Origin of the sequence: Bifidobacterium catenulatum DSM 16992 = JCM 1194 = LMG 11043 (assembly GCF_001025195.1) — a bacterium.
GTDB classification, from domain to species: domain Bacteria; phylum Actinomycetota; class Actinomycetes; order Actinomycetales; family Bifidobacteriaceae; genus Bifidobacterium; species Bifidobacterium catenulatum.
Window position 1 is genome coordinate 1688485 of record NZ_AP012325.1, and the last position, 16445, is coordinate 1704929.

Genomic DNA, 16445 nt, shown 5'->3' on the forward strand with positions numbered 1-16445 from the left:
TTTCTGTGGTTCTTTTTCTTGGTCGAAAAACAAACCTACAGGAAACGCCCCTCACACCCTCATAATCAACGGCTCAACGACGAGACGACACCCACGAAAACAACACAAGAGCCATATATATACTGTTTCTAGCCTATTTTCGCATTTCGATGGTTGAAGGATTCAAAAACATGCGCGTCCTGTTCATCTGCACCGGCAATATCTGCCGGTCACCAATGGGGGAACTCCTTTTCCGCACATACACGCAGGGCACTTCCCTCGAGGTCGGCAGCGCTGGCACCCATAGTTTAGCCGGCCACAGCATCGATCCTTCCAGTAAGGCACTGATGGATGCCGTCGGAATCAACTCCTCACAGTTCCGTTCCACGCAGCTGACACAGGACATCGCGGACAATTCCGATTTGATTCTGTGCTTCGAACCGGAGCAACGGCACAATATCGTCGTCATCGCCCCGACCGCACTACCGTACACGTTCACGCTCACCGATTTCTCCAATATGTGCGCATACTGCGCGCAGCACAACATGATCACGGGCGTCACCATCCAAGAACGCCTGCAATCGGTAATTGACCAATCCATGCAGATACGTCCAATGCTGCCCCCCTCGGCCACGATTCCGGATCCCTACCGTAAAAACTTCGAAGCGTTCAGGTCGGCCGCGCGCGCCACCAATGACGCAATCCGCAATATTCTGCGCTCAATCAGTTACAACACCACGCCCGCCGTCCAAAGCGTCAAGGAAACGGTCCAACTAGGAAATCCTCCCCATTTCCATGGCGACGTGGTCCATGGCGACTGGCCTCTGCCCGACCTCTCATTTGACAACGCGGTGGCGCCCGCGGACATCGTCGTCAAAGACAATACGGAGGTTGAAACCGCCAATACGAAGTTGATCGCTCCGGACGACCTGCCCGATGATGTCCAATCCGATGAAAGCAGCGATCAGGATGAGATGCCCGTCGTCGTAGAGGACACTTCCATTCGAGACAAAGCGGCCGCTGCGGAGAAGAAGTCCAAGAAGCGTAAGATCATCATCATCGCCAGTGCCGCGACCGTGGCCGCTTTGCTGGCCGTAGGCGGAACCGTGGCTTGGCATGTCACATCGGTCAACGCCCAACGTGACGCCTTCTCGTCCTGCAAGCAGTCAGCGACCCGATATGCCAAAGTGAAGAAGCGCTACGACGCCGCAATTCAGAACGCGAACCTGCTGGTGAGCGTGCCGTCCGACCAGCTCGCGGATAGCAAGACCGCCAGCACGCTGAAGGACGCGCTGTCGAACGCGTATGATTTCATTCCGACTACCCAATGCGTGGCTTCGTTGTCCACCGAGAATCTGACACGAGCAGCCAAACAAAACAATAAGAACGCCAAGGCGATGGAGCAGTCCCTCACCACGCTGACCAAGGCCTCCGATGCGCTGTCCAAGAGCCGCAATGCTAAGGCCGATTCCAGCGTGGAAGCCGCCAAGCAGTCATTGAAGACCACGCTGGAACAGGCCAAGAGCCTTATGGACAGCAGCAAGGACAATGTGTCGGACGAGAAGACGCGCACCTCCCTGCAGCAGGCCATCGACGCAGCCAATCAGGTGCTGAATGGTGAGGGTCCAAGCATCAATGCGCTTTCCAAGGCGCGTGAGAACGTGGAGAGCGCCATGAAGGCGGTCGCCGATTCCGTGGCGAAGCACAATGCGGATTCCAAGGCGTACGAGACGGCGGAAGACGATTCGGATTCCAGCTCGAGCAATCGGGTCTATTACAATCCGAGCATCTACGCCCCGGCACTGAAGCAGAATGCGCTTACCAACACTGGCATCAGTGGCGATTCCAGCAGCAAGAATGAGTCCGGCAACAACTCCGGCAGCAGCTCCGGCGGCAATGGCAATTCCAACAACAAGCATGAGTCCGGAAGCAATAGCTCCGGAAATGGTTCCGGTAATAGCGGAGAAACGAAGCCCACACCGACCCCAACTCCGGATCCGGACCCAACACCAACACCAGACCCAGATCCGACACCAACACCCAATCCGGACCCAACACCAACACCAGACCCAGATCCGACACCAACACCCAATCCGGACCCAACACCAACACCAGACCCAGATCCGACACCAACACCCAATCCGGACCCAACACCAACACCAGACCCTGGTAGCGGCGGAGAGTCGACACAGACCGCTGAATAGCCTGGTCTTATATGGGCTGATTCGATGGCCGTCGAATGTAGCAGCCACCGAATCAGCCCGGAATAGCATAAAAGCCGCGTCTCTGAACTGCGCCCCGTTTGTTGGACGTTGTTAATTAGGATACAGCCCTAGACCGCGAGGGACATGCTCCGGAACTCCTCCGGGGTATGTCCCTCGAGTCGTATCTGGCGCCGTCTGGTGTTCCAATGGATGATGTAGGCGTCCAGTTCGCGTTTGAACTGTTCGTACGAGTCGAACTCTCCCGGCCTCGGTAGAACTCGTCCTTCAAGTGGCCGAACACCTGCTCGGCGGCGGCGTTGTCCAGGCAGTTGCCCTTGCGGCTCATGGACTGGCGGATGCCGAGGCGTTCGAGCTCGCCCCGCCACCATTGGTGCTGGTACTGCCATCCCATGTCCGAGTGCAGGATCGGCTCCACGCCGGCGGGCAGGCGCTCCGCGAGCATGACGAGCAGGCGCTTCTGCTGCCCGAGGTCCGGACTGCGGCTCACGTCCCAGGCGACGATCTCCTTGCTGGCCATGTCGTACACGGGCGCGAGGTACGCCTTGGAGCCGGCGACCTTGAACTCGGTGACGTCGGTGCCGAGCTTGGAGAACGGACGGATTGGCTACAATGTATTAGACAGTCCGATGAGGGACGAATGACATGAGATTGGAGGCCGACGATGGCCGACCCGAAGCATCCCCGCCACTACGAGGAGTCGTTCAAGCGGCAGATCGTGCAGCTTTACGAGAACGGCAAGCCGGCGCGCGAGATCAAGGACGAGTACGACATCTCGCATTCCACGCTGCACCGTTGGGTCCAAGGCATCCGCAACAGCGGCTCCACGAAAGCCGCCGACAACCGCACCCCTGAGCAGAACGAGCCGGTCGAGCTGCGCAAGCGCAACAGACAGTTGGAGATGGAGGTGGACGTTTCAGAACAGGCGGCGCTGATATTCGCACGAAAGTAGCAGTGATACGGGCCAACGCCTCCCGTTATCCGATATCGGCGCAGTGCAGAATACTGGGCGTTCCCCGCTCCACCTACTACTGGATGATCGAACATCCCGAAGCAGGGCGGGTGGACCCGATCGCCGGCGACGTGCACGCGGTCCGGCGCGACAGCCATGAGCGTTACGGCGCCAGGAAGATCAAGGCCGCGCTGGAGCGGAGGGGCGTCACCGCCTCCAGAAGGCGCATCGTCAACATCATGAAACGGCGGGGCATGACGAGCGCGTACGCGCGCAGAACGTTCAAACCACACAAGACGCGGGTTAACGAGGCCAGGCTCGCGAACATCCTCGACCGCGAGTTCGACGGCTACGAGCCGCGCACCCACCTGGCCAGTGACCTGACGTACGTGCGCGTCGGCGGCAAGTGGGCGTACGTGTGCCTGCTCATCGACCTGGCGAACAGGAGCATCGCCGGCCACAGCGCCGACACGAGCCGCACCGCCGACCTGGTCATGGCCGCGTTCGCCACGCTCGACTTCCCCCTGACCGAGGTGGAGGTGTTCCACACGGACCGGGGGCAGCGAGTTCGACAACGCGAAAATCGACAAGCTGCTCGACGTGTTCGACATCAGAAGATCGCTGTCAAGGAAGGGCAACCCGTACGACAACGCCGTGGTCGAATCCACCAACAGGCTCCTGAAGAAGGAGCTCATATACCGGAACCGCTACACCAGCTTGGAACAACTACGCTCCGACCTCAACGACTATGTGTGGTGGTTCAACAACCAAAGACTCCACTCCACCCTCGAATACCGGAGTCCGAAGGAACTCACCGAACAGGGACTCGTCCTCTAAGAAACCGTCCAACACGCTGTTGCCAATCCACGCCGTCCACGAACACGTACGGGTATTCGGATTCCAACGGCCTCGTGCGCCACTGGTCGATCTCCCCGTAGATCCTTTTGAGCTTGTCGCTCAATGTCTGCGAGGGCATGCGGTCTCCCCACAGCAATTGGCTGATGTCGTCGACCTGGCTGGTGCTCACGCCCGCCAGGTACATGTCGATCAGGGATTCCTCGACGCTCTGCTCGCGCCGCCGGTAGCGTTCGATCACCGCGGACTCGAACAGGGCACCCTTGAGTTTCGGCACCTTCAGCTCGAGCCTGCCGGCCTTGGCGGTGAGCTTGCGTTCGTAGTGGCCGGCCCTGTACGCCTTCCGTCCCACGCTGCGCTCGTATCTGGCGGCCCCGGTGATCTCGTCGGCCTCGGCGTCGAGCATCGCGTTGAGGATCTGCGTCATCTTCTCGGTGATCAGCCGGTCGAGCCTGGTCCCAGGCAGGTTCTGGTCGATCTGCATGATGTTCGAGGGTCTTGGTTCCGTCTCCTGGCTTCCAATCGCGGTTTTTTGTTTTGGCGAATGAAAATCGTACACAGGACGCGGGCCATGCCCTCTTACGTCAGGGCCGGAATCCGAAAGTGCGCAAGAATTCGGGCGTTATCCTGCTCGGCGCGATGCCGAGCAAGCATGTCATCGAGCTGAGCGAATACGCCGGTCTCAGATGGTCGATCAGCAGCGTCTTCTCCCTGTTCGACAGGCACCGCAGATCGGCGCCTGGGTCTTTTTTTATGACCTCCACCACCTCCCGCGTCGACGCGTTCTCCAGCTCCAACTCCTCGACCCTGCGACGCAACGCCTCCGCGTCATCGCAGACGGCTCCGGCGTTCCGGCTTCGCCGCGGCGCTGGCTTGTTGGCCTGGCTGGCGTTCCTGTTCTTGGGTCGCAGCGCGGCCATGCCGCCCTCGCGGTACGCCTTGACCCAGTTGTGGACCGCTCCGATGCTCACGCCGAGCTGTCGGGCGGCCTGCTTCCGCGCATGCCGCCCAGCACCAGTTCGATCGCCTTGGTCCTTGTCTCCAGTGGGATGATGGGTTTGGCCATATGGCCAGCATACCGGGGATCCTTTGCCAGCCAGCGTTCCAAGCACTGCCTGGTCGGGTATCCCAGATGCCTCACCACCTGGGCCGTGGTCATCGGCGTGGTGAAGTACAGCTCCACCGCGCGCTCCCGTTCTTCGGGACTGAACATACGAAAATCCTTTCGCTCAGTCTCCAAGAAAACGTCCGCAGCCCCTTATCCAAACAATCACTCGGTTGGATACACTCATGGTACAATACAGACAAAGTCAGGGAATGGCTGCATCTGTATCTCTAAGAAAATATCACCGCTTTGCGTGCTTCGATTTCTGTTTACGAGATATAATTAGCACAACTGCAATCGCTATAAGAGCTATAACGATGAATAGAATAAGTGCAATCTGTTTATAATTTAGAAAAATATTCTTGGAAACACTAACAGTAGCATTTTCAGTATTAGCCGTCTTCCCTGCTTGCTTCTTACCTGAATCAATTTGTGCTACAAGAGATTCGACTTTTTGTGCAACGATTTCATGCCCTTTTGCATTAGGATGAGTTTGATCACTTTGCCACGTGTCACTCGAGTCTTTCAACCAATCAATACAGTCATCAGCCACATATACACCATTGATGCTTTGAGCTGTGTTAATCAGTTCTTTTGAAACTGGAAGCATTGCAGGAAGAAGACTCAGATTCTTAGGAGATGGTGCGGCGATCTCTGGTATATAGATGAGCTGCGCCTCAGGAAGATCTGCATGTATTTTTGTAAGCAAATCTTTCATCCTAGTCTTGATATCTTGCACAGAGGTTCCGCTTTCAATATCGTTGACGAAACCAACAACAAACACTCTATGAACGTATTGTGCGTTATCCCCTAACTCATTACGAGCTTTTTCATATTGATCAGCATATGTTCTACCATCATGCACCCATTCCGTGTCCCCCCAACCGGAACCTCCAACTGCATAATTAACTTCTTGCGCATTGTCTTTCTCTGAAAATAATTTGCTCCAACGCTGGGTATCGGACACGCCGATGGCAGAAGTAGTGGAATCGCCCAAGAACAAATCGATTTTATCGGCTTCTCCTGTTTCAGCATATGCTGCCGTGGGCAACAGAGAGAGAACAAATACAGTAATCGCAACGATAATAGATTTAACAACTCTCATTTATTCACCTTTTTGAAGATTTGCTGCCTCTTCCCCCAAGCAGCAATTTTAACGGGCTAAAAGGAAGCGAATTTAATATTTTGCAAATAAGCAAACAGAACAAACAAAGAACTATTGGCAGTATGCAATATTCAATTATAACAAGGACTGGAATTTGAGGAATAATCAAAGAAGCTATTTTTCTAAAGAATCGCAAAAAGTATTCGTGGAAACAAAATATTCCAAAAGACCAAGGAGCAATTTTTAACAAATATTTATCATGCTTTTTATCGATAAGATAATATCCTATTCGTAAACATAATATATTTGCCACAATGACTAGCGGAAAAACTAATACGTAGTATATACATTTAAATGGAATGGAGAAACATGAGATAATTGCAATATAACCCACAAGAATTAGACCAATATTTATATTGTCGACTTTCTCCAATGAAATGTCAAATTTAACAACGTAATACCCGAGAGTAAAACTAAATAGAGTTAATCCATAAGCACCGATTTGCATTAATGCTATTGACATAGCTAGTAGAACAATCCCGGAAATATAGGGGTTGGAATCTACTGCTTTTTTTATTAAACTAGCGAAAATATTAACTAGAAATAAATCACGAATAAACCAGAATGGATAAACAAAAGGGGCTCCATGGACAAAACCAGTATATGCGTCGAACCAATCTAAAAGCGACCACTGAATAACGGGTTTACCCCAGAGAACAACCTGACTATCGAAATGGAAGAGCGCAAGAAGCGGATCGTAAAGTTGCATCACGAATACAACTAATATCCAAAATGATATAAAAGCCACATAAGGAAGAAGTAACGATGAGCACTTCTTTCGGAAATTGCTTTTAAATGCAAACTCTTTTTTATATGTCAATATTGACGACAAAAAGAAAAATAAAGCTATGCCAGAAGTTCCGATAGGACCTCGCATAAGAGATGCAAAAGCAGTGATTATTGGAGAGTCGATTGTATCTAGAACCGGTATAGTATGTACATATATCACCCCGATAATCATGATCAGCCTAACGACATTAATCATTTGCGATGTACGCAGGGAAATATGATAAACTTCTTCTCCCATTCGTCTTCCCAATCGGTAGTGTCTGATAAATTGTGCACTTTGAATCATGACAGTTTATGGTGCAATAATCAGCTAACCCCCTCAAGTTTGTCATCAAACCGGGACATGTCCAGGTAGCAACGGGTTGACCATTCCCTCGCGACGGCGTATCGGATGCACTAGCAGACGAACATCAAGGCGCTATTCCAGTCGGGGAAACTACCGACGACGCGGGTATGCCGCCTGATTCCCCAGATCCAGCTGATTCATTCATCTCCCACAGTCCCGATGCTAGGAATCTATTGAACTGCCTCAGACCTGACAAAGCAATCACCGATTATTTGAAGGATTGGTGACTTCTCGCGTTTTTTGCTAGCCAGTCTTGGGCCACGAAGCACCGGTCGCCTGTATGGCTGTCTGAGCAAGAATTCTTTGACATTCTGAAAGAGTCTCTTCATCACGCATCCGATTAAACTCGACGGCTCTTGTCAGCAACAACTCAATAGCATCGAATTGCTGTGTAAGGTGGTCATGGACGCTCTCCTGATTGTGATACCAATCACAATGGCGTTGCATACGCTTGACAAAAATCTCAATCTGTTTAGCGACACCAGTACGCATACCAGTGCTCTGGACTAGATTGATATGAGCAATCAAAACGCAGGCAAAATCATGAATCAAAGGGTCTGCATCAGCCAATTTTAGCGTCTTTGCAAGCTCTTCATCATCAGACAGGAACGCTTTTAAAAGCGCATCAAGAGCTTCTGTTCGCTTGATTGTTTCCCGAGATGGAATCAGCAGACAATTATGACCGAGGTGGTGACGTTTTTTGGACTTCCCGACCGGGAGGAGAACCCCCTTATGGCGAAGTACAGCAAGGAGCAGCGCGACAGGGCCGTGGACCTGTACATCAAATACGAGCACAGCGCCGCGGACGTGATACACGAACTCGGCTATCCCAGCAAGGGCGCGTTGCTGTCGTGGTACGCGGACCGGCTCGAGGAGGAACGCACCGGCGTCCCCTCCAGGCGCGGGGAACGCTACAGGCGCTACAGCGACGAGCAGAAACAGGCCGCGGTGGACCACTACCTCGAATACGGCAGGCGGCCCGGCCGTACCATGCGGATGCTGGGATATCCGAAAAGCAAGGAGCTGCTCATGGCGTGGATCGACGAGCTCGCGCCCGGCCGGCGCAAGCTGAGGCACGGGCCCGTGCCCGAGGAACTGAAACGAGAGGCTGTTTGTGTTCAATAAGGAATTAACGATTTAGTCACGAAATTTTTTCGGGTTTAGGCAAAGAGCATGCCGACCACCCGCAGGCCTTAACTGGATGGTGCTTCATATCTCCAACAGAAAGGGCCGGAAAGGCAAATGATCAGCATGCCCCAGATACAGTCTATCCGCCGTATGAGAAGGAACGGCGAATCCATAGCGTCGATAGCGCGCAAGCAGCACGTGAGCGAGCCCACGGTGCGAAAGTATCTTCGGATGGATGACCTGTCCGAGAAACCACCCGTAAGGAAACGACGCGGGTCGGTGATCGACCCGTACCTGCCCCTGATCGAGCAGTGGCTCGCGGGGGACCGCGGCAACTGGCGCAAGCAGCGGCACACCGCTACCCGGATATGGGAGCGTCTGCGCGACGAGCACGGCGTCGAGGTGTCGCTGTCGACCGTGACCAGGGCCGTGGCCAGGCTCAGACGCGAATCCGCCGTGGAGCCCCGCGACGCGTTCATGGATCTGGTATGGCATCCGGGCGAGGCCCAGGCCGATTTCGGCGAGGTTGACGTGATTTACAGGGGCGCGGTCCAGCGCATGCGCCATTTCGTGCTGGACTTCCCGTACTCGAACATCGGCCTGGCGCAGCTCATGCCCGGCGAGAACGCGGAGTGCACGTGCCAGGCGCTGCTGGACCTGTTCGAATGGCTCGGGGGCATGCCCGAACGCATCGTGTTCGACAACGCCGCGGGCGTGGGACGCAGGTCCAGCGGCGGGATCCGCTGGACCCGCCTGTTCCAGGCGTTCCAGGCGCACTACGGATTCGACTGCTCCCTGTGCTCCCCGTACGCCGGACACGAGAAGGGCGCGGTCGAGGCGAAGGTCGGCATGATCCGCCGCAAGCTCTTCGTTCCCAAGCCGAACGTGTGGAACCTGGAGAACTTCAACTCCAGGCTCCCGGGCAGATGCCTGGAACTCGGCAGGAAACCCCACCACGCCAAGGACGAGGAGGAGGTCTGCCTGTTCGCGGAGGACCGCGGCGCACTGCTGTCCCTGCCCGCCAAGCGCTTCGACGCGGTCGCGTGGAGGCGCATGAGGACCGACAAGTACGGCGTGGTCACGCTCGACGGCAGGCACCGCTATTCCACGGACACGTCCCACGCGCGCTGTGACGTGCTCGTCGGCCTGCGTGCCCTCGAGATAGAGATACTCGACGTTGAGGGGACCCGCCTGGCCGCGCATCCGAGGGCTTACGGCCAGGCCAGCACCAGCAGCGAGGATCCGTCCATGCAGCTGGCGATGCTCTGCAACAGGCCGAACGCGTGGCGCAACAGCCTCGTACGGCAGATGCTGCCCGACCCGTTGCGCGAATGGCTCGACCTGCAGGACGAGACGGCGCGGCGCGGGGCGTTGCAGACCCTCAAACGCGTGGATCGGGAATCCGGCTGGGCCAACGCGGTCGAGGCGATGCTCACGGTCCTCGAATCGACCGGCGGGGCAGACAAGGCAGGCGTCACGATCCTCGCGATTGGGCTGGGCATGAGGGCCGTGGAACGGGGCCTGAACGTGCGGTTCCACCAGACCGCGGAGCTCGTGCTACAGCTCGGCAAGGCCAAACGCGACGGGAACCTCGACGCGATGCTCAGGGACGTCGGCAGGGCCGACCTGATCATTCTGGACGAGTTCGGCTACGTGCCGTTCGACATCGACGGGGCCCGCCTGCTCTACCAGATAATCGCGGGCAGCTACGAGAGGCGGAGCATCGTGTTCACCACGAACATCGAGTCCGGCAAATGGGGCACGATATTCGCGGACGACAAACTCGCGGCCGCGATCATCGACAGGATCATGCACCACGGACGTCTGCTCGAGTTCACCGGGCAGAGCCGCCGCGTCAGCGAGGCGCTCATGTTCGGCAGGACGCCCACGGAGCTGGCGTCCGGATCCAAAGAGAAAACAAAGGAACAGGCCGGAGCGCTCCTTGACTAAAACCGAAAATTTTTCGTGACTAATCACGAAACGCCAACTTGACTAAATACACTTCGTCTTGGTCACCACGGCATTGCGTTTGGCGTACCAATCCATCTTCGACCAGCCCATTTCGTTGACGAACAATCCGGTTTCCGGCTGCTTGGGATCATCGGACAGTTCGCCGTTCCATCCGCTCTTGCCGTCCTTGACTTCCAACGATCCGACGGAGCCGGGAACACCACCGGCGGCTTGCGCCTCAGCGTTGCTCTGTACCAGAATCAGGTACTTTCCTTCCCCTCCGTTCGTCAGTTGGGAGAACATGGATACGACCTTGCTGATTTGGTCGCTCTGATCGGCCAGTTTGGCGAACAAAGTTTTGCCTGTTGACAAAGCGTCACGAACTTTGCCAATATGCGGCGTAGGCGCGTTCTCCAAGGCTTTGGACTGCGTCTGCACTGCCGCGTTCGCCTTCACGATCGCATTCGCAGCCGATGACAACGACTTGATATCCAGTGTATTGCCCGCGGCGCTGTTTTTCTGCAGGTTGGTCAGCGAATCGGATACTGCAGGAATCACGTCATTGGAAACGGTGTCCAAAGCCGTCACGGCCGTGCGCGCGGCTGACAAGTCATCTCCGAAATAGGGAATCACCGTACCAATCCGCCACACAATGCCATCAGTCTGTGATCGAGCAGCCTTGGTTTCCTGCTGGAGCTGCGCTGTTTTGCCCGTCAAAGCGGACAAGTCGGAAGTCATATCGGAACCGATATTGGCCGATTGGACGATGGACACCGCTTGGGTGAGGTGTTTCTTCGCTTGCAGCACGCGCCCAACCAACAACGCGCAATAAACGACGATGACACCAAGAATGGCCACCACCGCAATGGCGACCTTCTTCCCCGTACTCCCCTTTGCTTGGCTCTTCACCTGAGCATTATCCGCATGGTTGGCCATGCTTCCCCCTCGTTATTCCTCTTGTATTATTGAGCGATTGCCGTCGCGTTGAGCTTGTCGATGGCGTTCTGCAATTTACTGGTTTGCTTAAGGTATTCGTTCGGATCGGCGGAAGAGGACATAATAGCCATCTGCTGTGAATCGTTCAATGCAGCGGATAGATTCTGCCTGGCATTCAAATCATTGGACTTCACCGTGCCAAGCACGCTTTGGCCCTCATTGACTTTGTTGACCAGATCAGCCTTGGCCACGGAAACGTCACGAGCATTCTTGGAACGTTCCACCGCGGCCTTGGCACTGAGAATCGCTTCGACCTTGTCTCCCAATCGACGAGTGGCCTCGGTAATCTTCTCATCACTGGACTGGTTGTCCTCGACCGAAGCCGACGCATCGCAGCTTGCATCGATTTTCGTCTTGTCGTTGCCCGCATCCACTGCAGCATGCAGTGCCGTCACAGTTTTCGGATCCTGCACCTGGCTCTCCGCAATCTGCAGATCATCAGCAGCACCATCGACGGTTTTCTTCAAGCGTTCCGTATTGGCCTGATAGATGCTCACGGATTGCTGACAGGAACTCAGCACCTCTTGACTGTCGACGTGCTGGCGGAATCCCCAAGCTACACTCGTAACAACCGCAACAACCGCAACAACCGCAACAATCCCCACCAGCTCACGACGGTGACGATATACGAATCCTCGCTGCGCCGCTTCCTCCACAGTCCCCTCGATGCTGCCAATCGAAAGACCTCTGGAAACTCCCTCCCCAGCAAGTCTGTCTTCATCGGTCAGAGGGAAATCGTAGGTTCTTGAGCCACTAGCACCATGAGTCCCATTCGGGGTACGCACTTCCGGCCATTCCCTGAACTCGTTTTCCGCCATGTTCCCAGTATTCCCTTCGTTCTATTTCCATCCGTGCTCCCTCATCCTATACGAATGGCAAGTCATAAAGAGGGAATCCCTCCAATCCAAAAAACATACATAGGGGAGGGTATGATACCGGACAGCAAGTGTCAACCACGTTCACGCATCAAAATGCCTGAAATAATAGGGGGGGTGGGAGCACGGCCATGGAGGAGAGGAAACGGCTGCTTATCGTCCAAGAAGCCATGGGCGGCTGCGGACGTAACGTCGTGGATATTGTCAACGGCATCGACCACAGCAAATTCGATGTGACCGTCGCCTACGGAACCAGCCGAATGGATGACTACTATCGCAACGCAATCCCCGAAATGGACCAGCACGCGACGCTCATTCCCGTTCCCGAACTGGTCCGAGATCTCTCCATGAGCAATGATGTCAAAGCCTGGCTGCGCATACGTGGGCTCATCAAGAAAATCAAACCCGACATTCTCCACTGCCACAGTTCGAAAGCCGGCATCATCGGACGTTCGGCGGCCTTTGGAAGACATGTGCCAAAGGTGTTTTATACACCCCATGCGTACGCATTCCAAGCATGGGAGTTCTCCGAGTCAAAGAAGCGCTTCTTCGCTTTTCTCGAACGTATGTGCAGCCATTTTCTGACTACATGCACGTTCAACGTGTCGAAGGGCGAGCGCGACATCGCTTTGCAAAATCGGATTGACAAGCCCGATAAGTTCAAGGTCGTGTATAACGGCATTCCCGACATCACGTTGCCTTCACGCGACGAGGCCTTGGAAATGCTGGGCTTGTCCGATCTGCCGCATGGGGCCGTTGTCATCGGTTCCACCGTGCGCCTTGCCAAGCAGAAAGATCCGATGACGTTCGTCCGGATTGCCAAAACAGTGGTCGAGCATAATCCCCTCGCGCATTTCGTCTGCGTGGGAGATGGCAACCTGCAAGATGATGTGTCGCGCTTTGTCGCGGATCATGGTCTCGGCAGCAACGTGCATCTGCTGGGTTACCGTGATGATGCGGAACGTATCGTCACTGCGTTCGACGTGTATCTGCTGACCTCGTTATACGAGGGTCTGCCGTATTCGCTAGTCGAGGCATTGCGTGCCGGCGTGCCCATTGTGGCTACGAATGTGACCGGTAGCAACGAGGTGGTGCGGCCTGGCGTGAACGGTTATCTTTTCAACGTCGGCGACGTGGAAGACGGCGTTCGGCAAGTGAAGCGTGTTATTTCCGAGCGTTCCCACGATGGAAAATTCTCCTACGACATCATTCGCAGCACGTATCTCGATAAGTTCACATCGCAACGCATGCTTGACAGCGTGCAGGAAAGCTATCTGGGCTGAACGGATTTTGCACGGGTTACAGAAATTTCCGAATCGACCATCTCTTCGCTAGAAGGTTCCGCAGCATGCCGACCGTCCAGCTTACGGTCTCTTCGTGAAGCGTGATGCCGGCAAACAGCCATACCATGCAATACGTAATTATGCCGAGCATCGTCTGCCATGCGCACCTCATCGCAGGAGCGCCATACAGCAATGTCAGCAAGGCCGCCGTCGCGCATATATGGCGACAGCCTATTGTGCGAGCCACCCCAGACCGACCAACTCTCGTAGAACCCCGGTGTCTATTTAGAAGTGCAACGCCCATATTGGTCCTGCAATTCTAGCAGTTCGTCGGCAAACGCCTCAGCGGCAGCCTCGCACCAAGATGCTTGCGGCATAATAGTACGGCGATTTGACGATGGTAATCGTCGACACGTTGAAAACGAAGTACCGGCTTGCCCACCCTTTTACCGACGAGGCAGGAGCGTACTATATCTATAAGCAATTGCATTAAATCTTTCAAAGGAAATAGCGAGCCATGCCCCCTACTTTTCATCCTGATATTGCAGTAATCATCCCTGTGTATAACGCCATACAGTATCTTGACGAATGCCTAAACAGCATTGTCAGCCAAACATATCGCGAATTAGAAATCATTCTCGTTGATGATGGATCAACGGACGGAAGCGAAAAAGTCTGCGACCAATGGTCGGCTAAAGATAATCGAATCTCCGTCATACATCAGTCGAATTCCGGTGAAGCAGCCGCACGTAATACCGGGATTTCACACGCTCATAGCGGACTTATTGCTTGGGTAGACAGTGACGATACGATAGAAACTTCATATATTGAGCATTTGTATAATACGAAAAAAAAATCATGCCGCTTCTATCGCAATAGCCAATCCGCGTAGTAAACAATCCATCAAACAAGATGGGGAATATGTCTATTCTGGTCAACATGACATTATCCGCGCATGGCTCTATAACGAAATCCCTTCTTATATGTGGTCTTCGCTAGTCGACAAATCCCTATATGACGGTTTGCAGTTCGAATCATTCAGAGTACGCGCCGACGCATTAATGATGGGGAAATTATGCACTCGAGCATCGAGAATAGTGGTATATAGCGATAACGGCTATCAGTATCGAGAACACGCTGATTCAACTTCCCATTCCGCTTCTAGTCCTTCAGTGAATCTCAATTCATGGATGGAGTCCGGAGAAAAAGAATATGAATATTTTTCGTCGTTTTTCCCTAATTTCCGCAAGCAGGCCTCTTACCATATCATGCATGAGCTGGTCGTAGTGTACTTCTGCATCAAGCAGCTGCCTGACGGCCGTGAGAAAAAGCTTCTATGCCATACACTGCAAAAACTAATGGCACGGCACCTACCACACCTGCCATGGGCGCACTTGGGAGCCAAGCGTTTTAGAGAAATGCTGGCAGGACTCAAAGCATTCATACTGTTAACTGTATATCTGATGAAACATTCAAGGAATTACCGATAAATGCAACAACCTGTATTCCACGCAGAAGTTTAAATAGCGTCTCAGCATCAGCACCTCGACGGAACGACACTCAGCAGTGCGTACGACACTGTCTTATGTTCTAAATACTACTTTCATTACTGATGGTAGTGCGCAACTTTTCGGGCACTACCAGATAATTTCCATGCCGAGATACGTTTTCAGGACTCCTTAATAGTTCAGCCGCATCTTTCGAATCGGCAATCTAAATCCACCTTCCCAGATACTGTTCAAACGGCAATTTTATGAGCTTCCTGCCTCAAAGGGAGATTCAAGAAGCCTTCGCTCACAGATGCTTGGCCTTCCTCAACACCCATTCCGTAAGGAATGGGACAAACCATAGACCGAGAAACTGCACACACCGCTTAGTGGATAAGAATGACCCGGCGGAGAGCGGCACATGTCTTAACTGCGCGAAAATCTCACCAAGCCTGGCATGAATCGCCCGATCTGACCAGTCCAGCCCGGATGCGAAATCAAGATCCTCGATGAACTTGTCAAAGGTCAAAGCCGCGCATTGCCGATAGTTTTTGCCCACGCAGTGCTCCAGCCGCTGCACCAAGGCCTCCAAGCGGTCAAGGTTCCTGATACTAAAACCGCTATGCGTGATGCTGTTATCCGTAGAAACATAGTGGTAGAGCCCGTCCGGCAATACATTGATGTTCTTACATCGGCCCACCACTTGGTGCAGCACATACTCGTCTTCATGGACGCGCCCGACCGGGAAACGCAGCTGATTCCAAATCGAAGCCGCATACAGCTTGTTACAAGCGACTACCAGCCGCCAATCCAATAAGGCATGGCGCAAATATTCCTCAGAAGATACAGCGGACCGCTTCTCCGTAATCGGTTCACTTCCCTTCCGCAACTTTCCAGCGGAGTCCTCGCAGATGATGGAGCACACAGACATGTCGGCATCAGCGATGCCGACATACAGACTATCCACATAATCCGGCTCCACATAATCGTCACTATCTACGAACGCAACGAAATCGCCATGCATGACATTCAAACCAGCATTCCTAGCATCGGACAAGCCACCATTGGGCTTGTGAACCACCCGAATACGATCATCCTGTCCAGCCCATTCATCGCACATTCGCGGGCACTCATCTGGGGAACCGTCATCGACCAGAATTATCTCAAGATGCCGGTAGGTTTGTTCCGTTATGCTGCGTACGCAACGATCCAGTGACCGCTCCACGTTATATACGGGCACAATAACGCTGATCAACGACTGTTCGCTCATGTTTCCACCTGTTTGTTCCCTCTACATCTCTAATTACCTTAGC

12 protein-coding genes and 6 pseudogenes are annotated in these 16445 nt (G+C 54.0%); 7 read left to right on the forward strand and 11 right to left on the reverse strand.

Annotated elements, in window-relative coordinates; translation table 11 throughout:
- Positions 1-170 precede the first annotated feature (170 nt).
- Positions 171-2183: an arsenate-mycothiol transferase ArsC gene (locus BBCT_RS07050; RefSeq protein WP_035136308.1), complete on the forward strand. Its 2013-nt coding sequence runs from the start codon at positions 171-173 to the stop codon at positions 2181-2183.
- A 128-nt stretch (positions 2184-2311) separates the two neighbouring features.
- Here the strand turns inward: BBCT_RS07050 and BBCT_RS07055 are convergent.
- Positions 2312-2802, reverse strand: a pseudogene (locus BBCT_RS07055) (IS3 family transposase); the annotation flags it as partial.
- A gap of 63 nt (positions 2803-2865) precedes the next feature.
- Here BBCT_RS07055 and BBCT_RS09780 point away from each other — a divergent pair.
- Positions 2866-3990 (forward strand): annotated as a pseudogene (locus BBCT_RS09780) (IS3 family transposase).
- Positions 3991-4003: 13 nt separating this feature from the next.
- On the opposite strand, the pseudogene BBCT_RS07070 reads toward BBCT_RS09780, so the two are convergent.
- The 7 genes and pseudogenes from BBCT_RS07070 to BBCT_RS07095 all read right to left on the reverse strand — a co-directional run.
- Positions 4004-4492 (reverse strand): annotated as a pseudogene (locus BBCT_RS07070) (IS256 family transposase); the annotation flags it as partial.
- Between the two features lie 100 nt (positions 4493-4592).
- Positions 4593-4979, reverse strand: coding sequence for a hypothetical protein (locus BBCT_RS09535; protein WP_003835480.1), 387 nt, complete (start codon positions 4977-4979; stop codon positions 4593-4595).
- Complete coding sequence (locus tag BBCT_RS09540; protein WP_231858050.1) at positions 4976-5221, reverse strand: transposase; 246 nt, start codon at positions 5219-5221, stop codon at positions 4976-4978. The genes BBCT_RS09535 and BBCT_RS09540 overlap by 4 nt, the downstream gene beginning before the upstream one ends.
- 133 nt (positions 5222-5354) lie before the next feature.
- Positions 5355-6218 carry an SGNH/GDSL hydrolase family protein gene (locus BBCT_RS07085; RefSeq protein ID WP_003835482.1) on the reverse strand — a complete coding sequence of 288 codons (864 nt, stop codon included), beginning with the start codon at positions 6216-6218 and terminating at the stop codon, positions 5355-5357.
- Between the two features lie 4 nt (positions 6219-6222).
- Positions 6223-7305, reverse strand: coding sequence for an acyltransferase family protein (locus tag BBCT_RS07090; RefSeq protein ID WP_160245613.1), 1083 nt, complete (start codon positions 7303-7305; stop codon positions 6223-6225).
- Between the two features lie 68 nt (positions 7306-7373).
- A pseudogene (locus BBCT_RS09190) lies at positions 7374-7532 on the reverse strand (IS256 family transposase); the annotation flags it as partial.
- A 124-nt stretch (positions 7533-7656) separates the two neighbouring features.
- Positions 7657-7983, reverse strand: a complete 327-nt coding sequence (locus tag BBCT_RS07095) for a hypothetical protein (protein ID WP_003835485.1) — start codon at positions 7981-7983, stop codon at positions 7657-7659.
- 108 nt (positions 7984-8091) lie between these two features.
- Between BBCT_RS07095 and BBCT_RS09375 the strand changes: the two genes are divergently transcribed.
- The 3 genes and pseudogenes from BBCT_RS09375 to BBCT_RS09790 form a co-directional block, all read left to right on the forward strand.
- Positions 8092-8538 carry a transposase gene (locus BBCT_RS09375; RefSeq protein WP_003835486.1) on the forward strand — a complete coding sequence of 149 codons (447 nt, stop codon included), beginning with the start codon at positions 8092-8094 and terminating at the stop codon, positions 8536-8538.
- A 153-nt stretch (positions 8539-8691) separates the two neighbouring features.
- Positions 8692-9759, forward strand: a pseudogene (istA, locus tag BBCT_RS09785) (IS21 family transposase); the annotation flags it as partial.
- 252 nt (positions 9760-10011) lie between these two features.
- Positions 10012-10491, forward strand: a pseudogene (locus BBCT_RS09790) (ATP-binding protein); the annotation flags it as partial.
- 42 nt (positions 10492-10533) lie between these two features.
- On the opposite strand, the gene BBCT_RS07110 reads toward BBCT_RS09790, so the two are convergent.
- Positions 10534-11427, reverse strand: coding sequence for a DUF4012 domain-containing protein (locus BBCT_RS07110; RefSeq protein WP_003835488.1), 894 nt, complete (start codon positions 11425-11427; stop codon positions 10534-10536).
- 26 nt (positions 11428-11453) lie between these two features.
- Positions 11454-12305, reverse strand: coding sequence for a hypothetical protein (locus BBCT_RS07115; protein WP_003835489.1), 852 nt, complete (start codon positions 12303-12305; stop codon positions 11454-11456).
- Positions 12306-12493: 188 nt separating this feature from the next.
- On the opposite strand from BBCT_RS07115, the gene BBCT_RS07120 reads away from it, so the two are divergent.
- Both BBCT_RS07120 and BBCT_RS07125 read left to right on the forward strand, forming a co-directional pair.
- Positions 12494-13645 carry a glycosyltransferase gene (locus BBCT_RS07120; protein WP_003835490.1) on the forward strand — a complete coding sequence of 384 codons (1152 nt, stop codon included), beginning with the start codon at positions 12494-12496 and terminating at the stop codon, positions 13643-13645.
- A 517-nt stretch (positions 13646-14162) separates the two neighbouring features.
- On the forward strand, positions 14163-14537 hold the full coding sequence (locus BBCT_RS07125; protein ID WP_047750677.1) for a glycosyltransferase family 2 protein: 375 nt from the start codon (positions 14163-14165) through the stop codon (positions 14535-14537).
- Positions 14538-15439: 902 nt separating this feature from the next.
- Here the strand turns inward: BBCT_RS07125 and BBCT_RS07135 are convergent.
- Positions 15440-16402 (reverse strand): glycosyltransferase family 2 protein, encoded by a 963-nt coding sequence (locus tag BBCT_RS07135; RefSeq protein ID WP_033512963.1) that lies wholly within the window; start codon positions 16400-16402, stop codon positions 15440-15442.
- Positions 16403-16445: the final 43 nt, after the last annotated feature.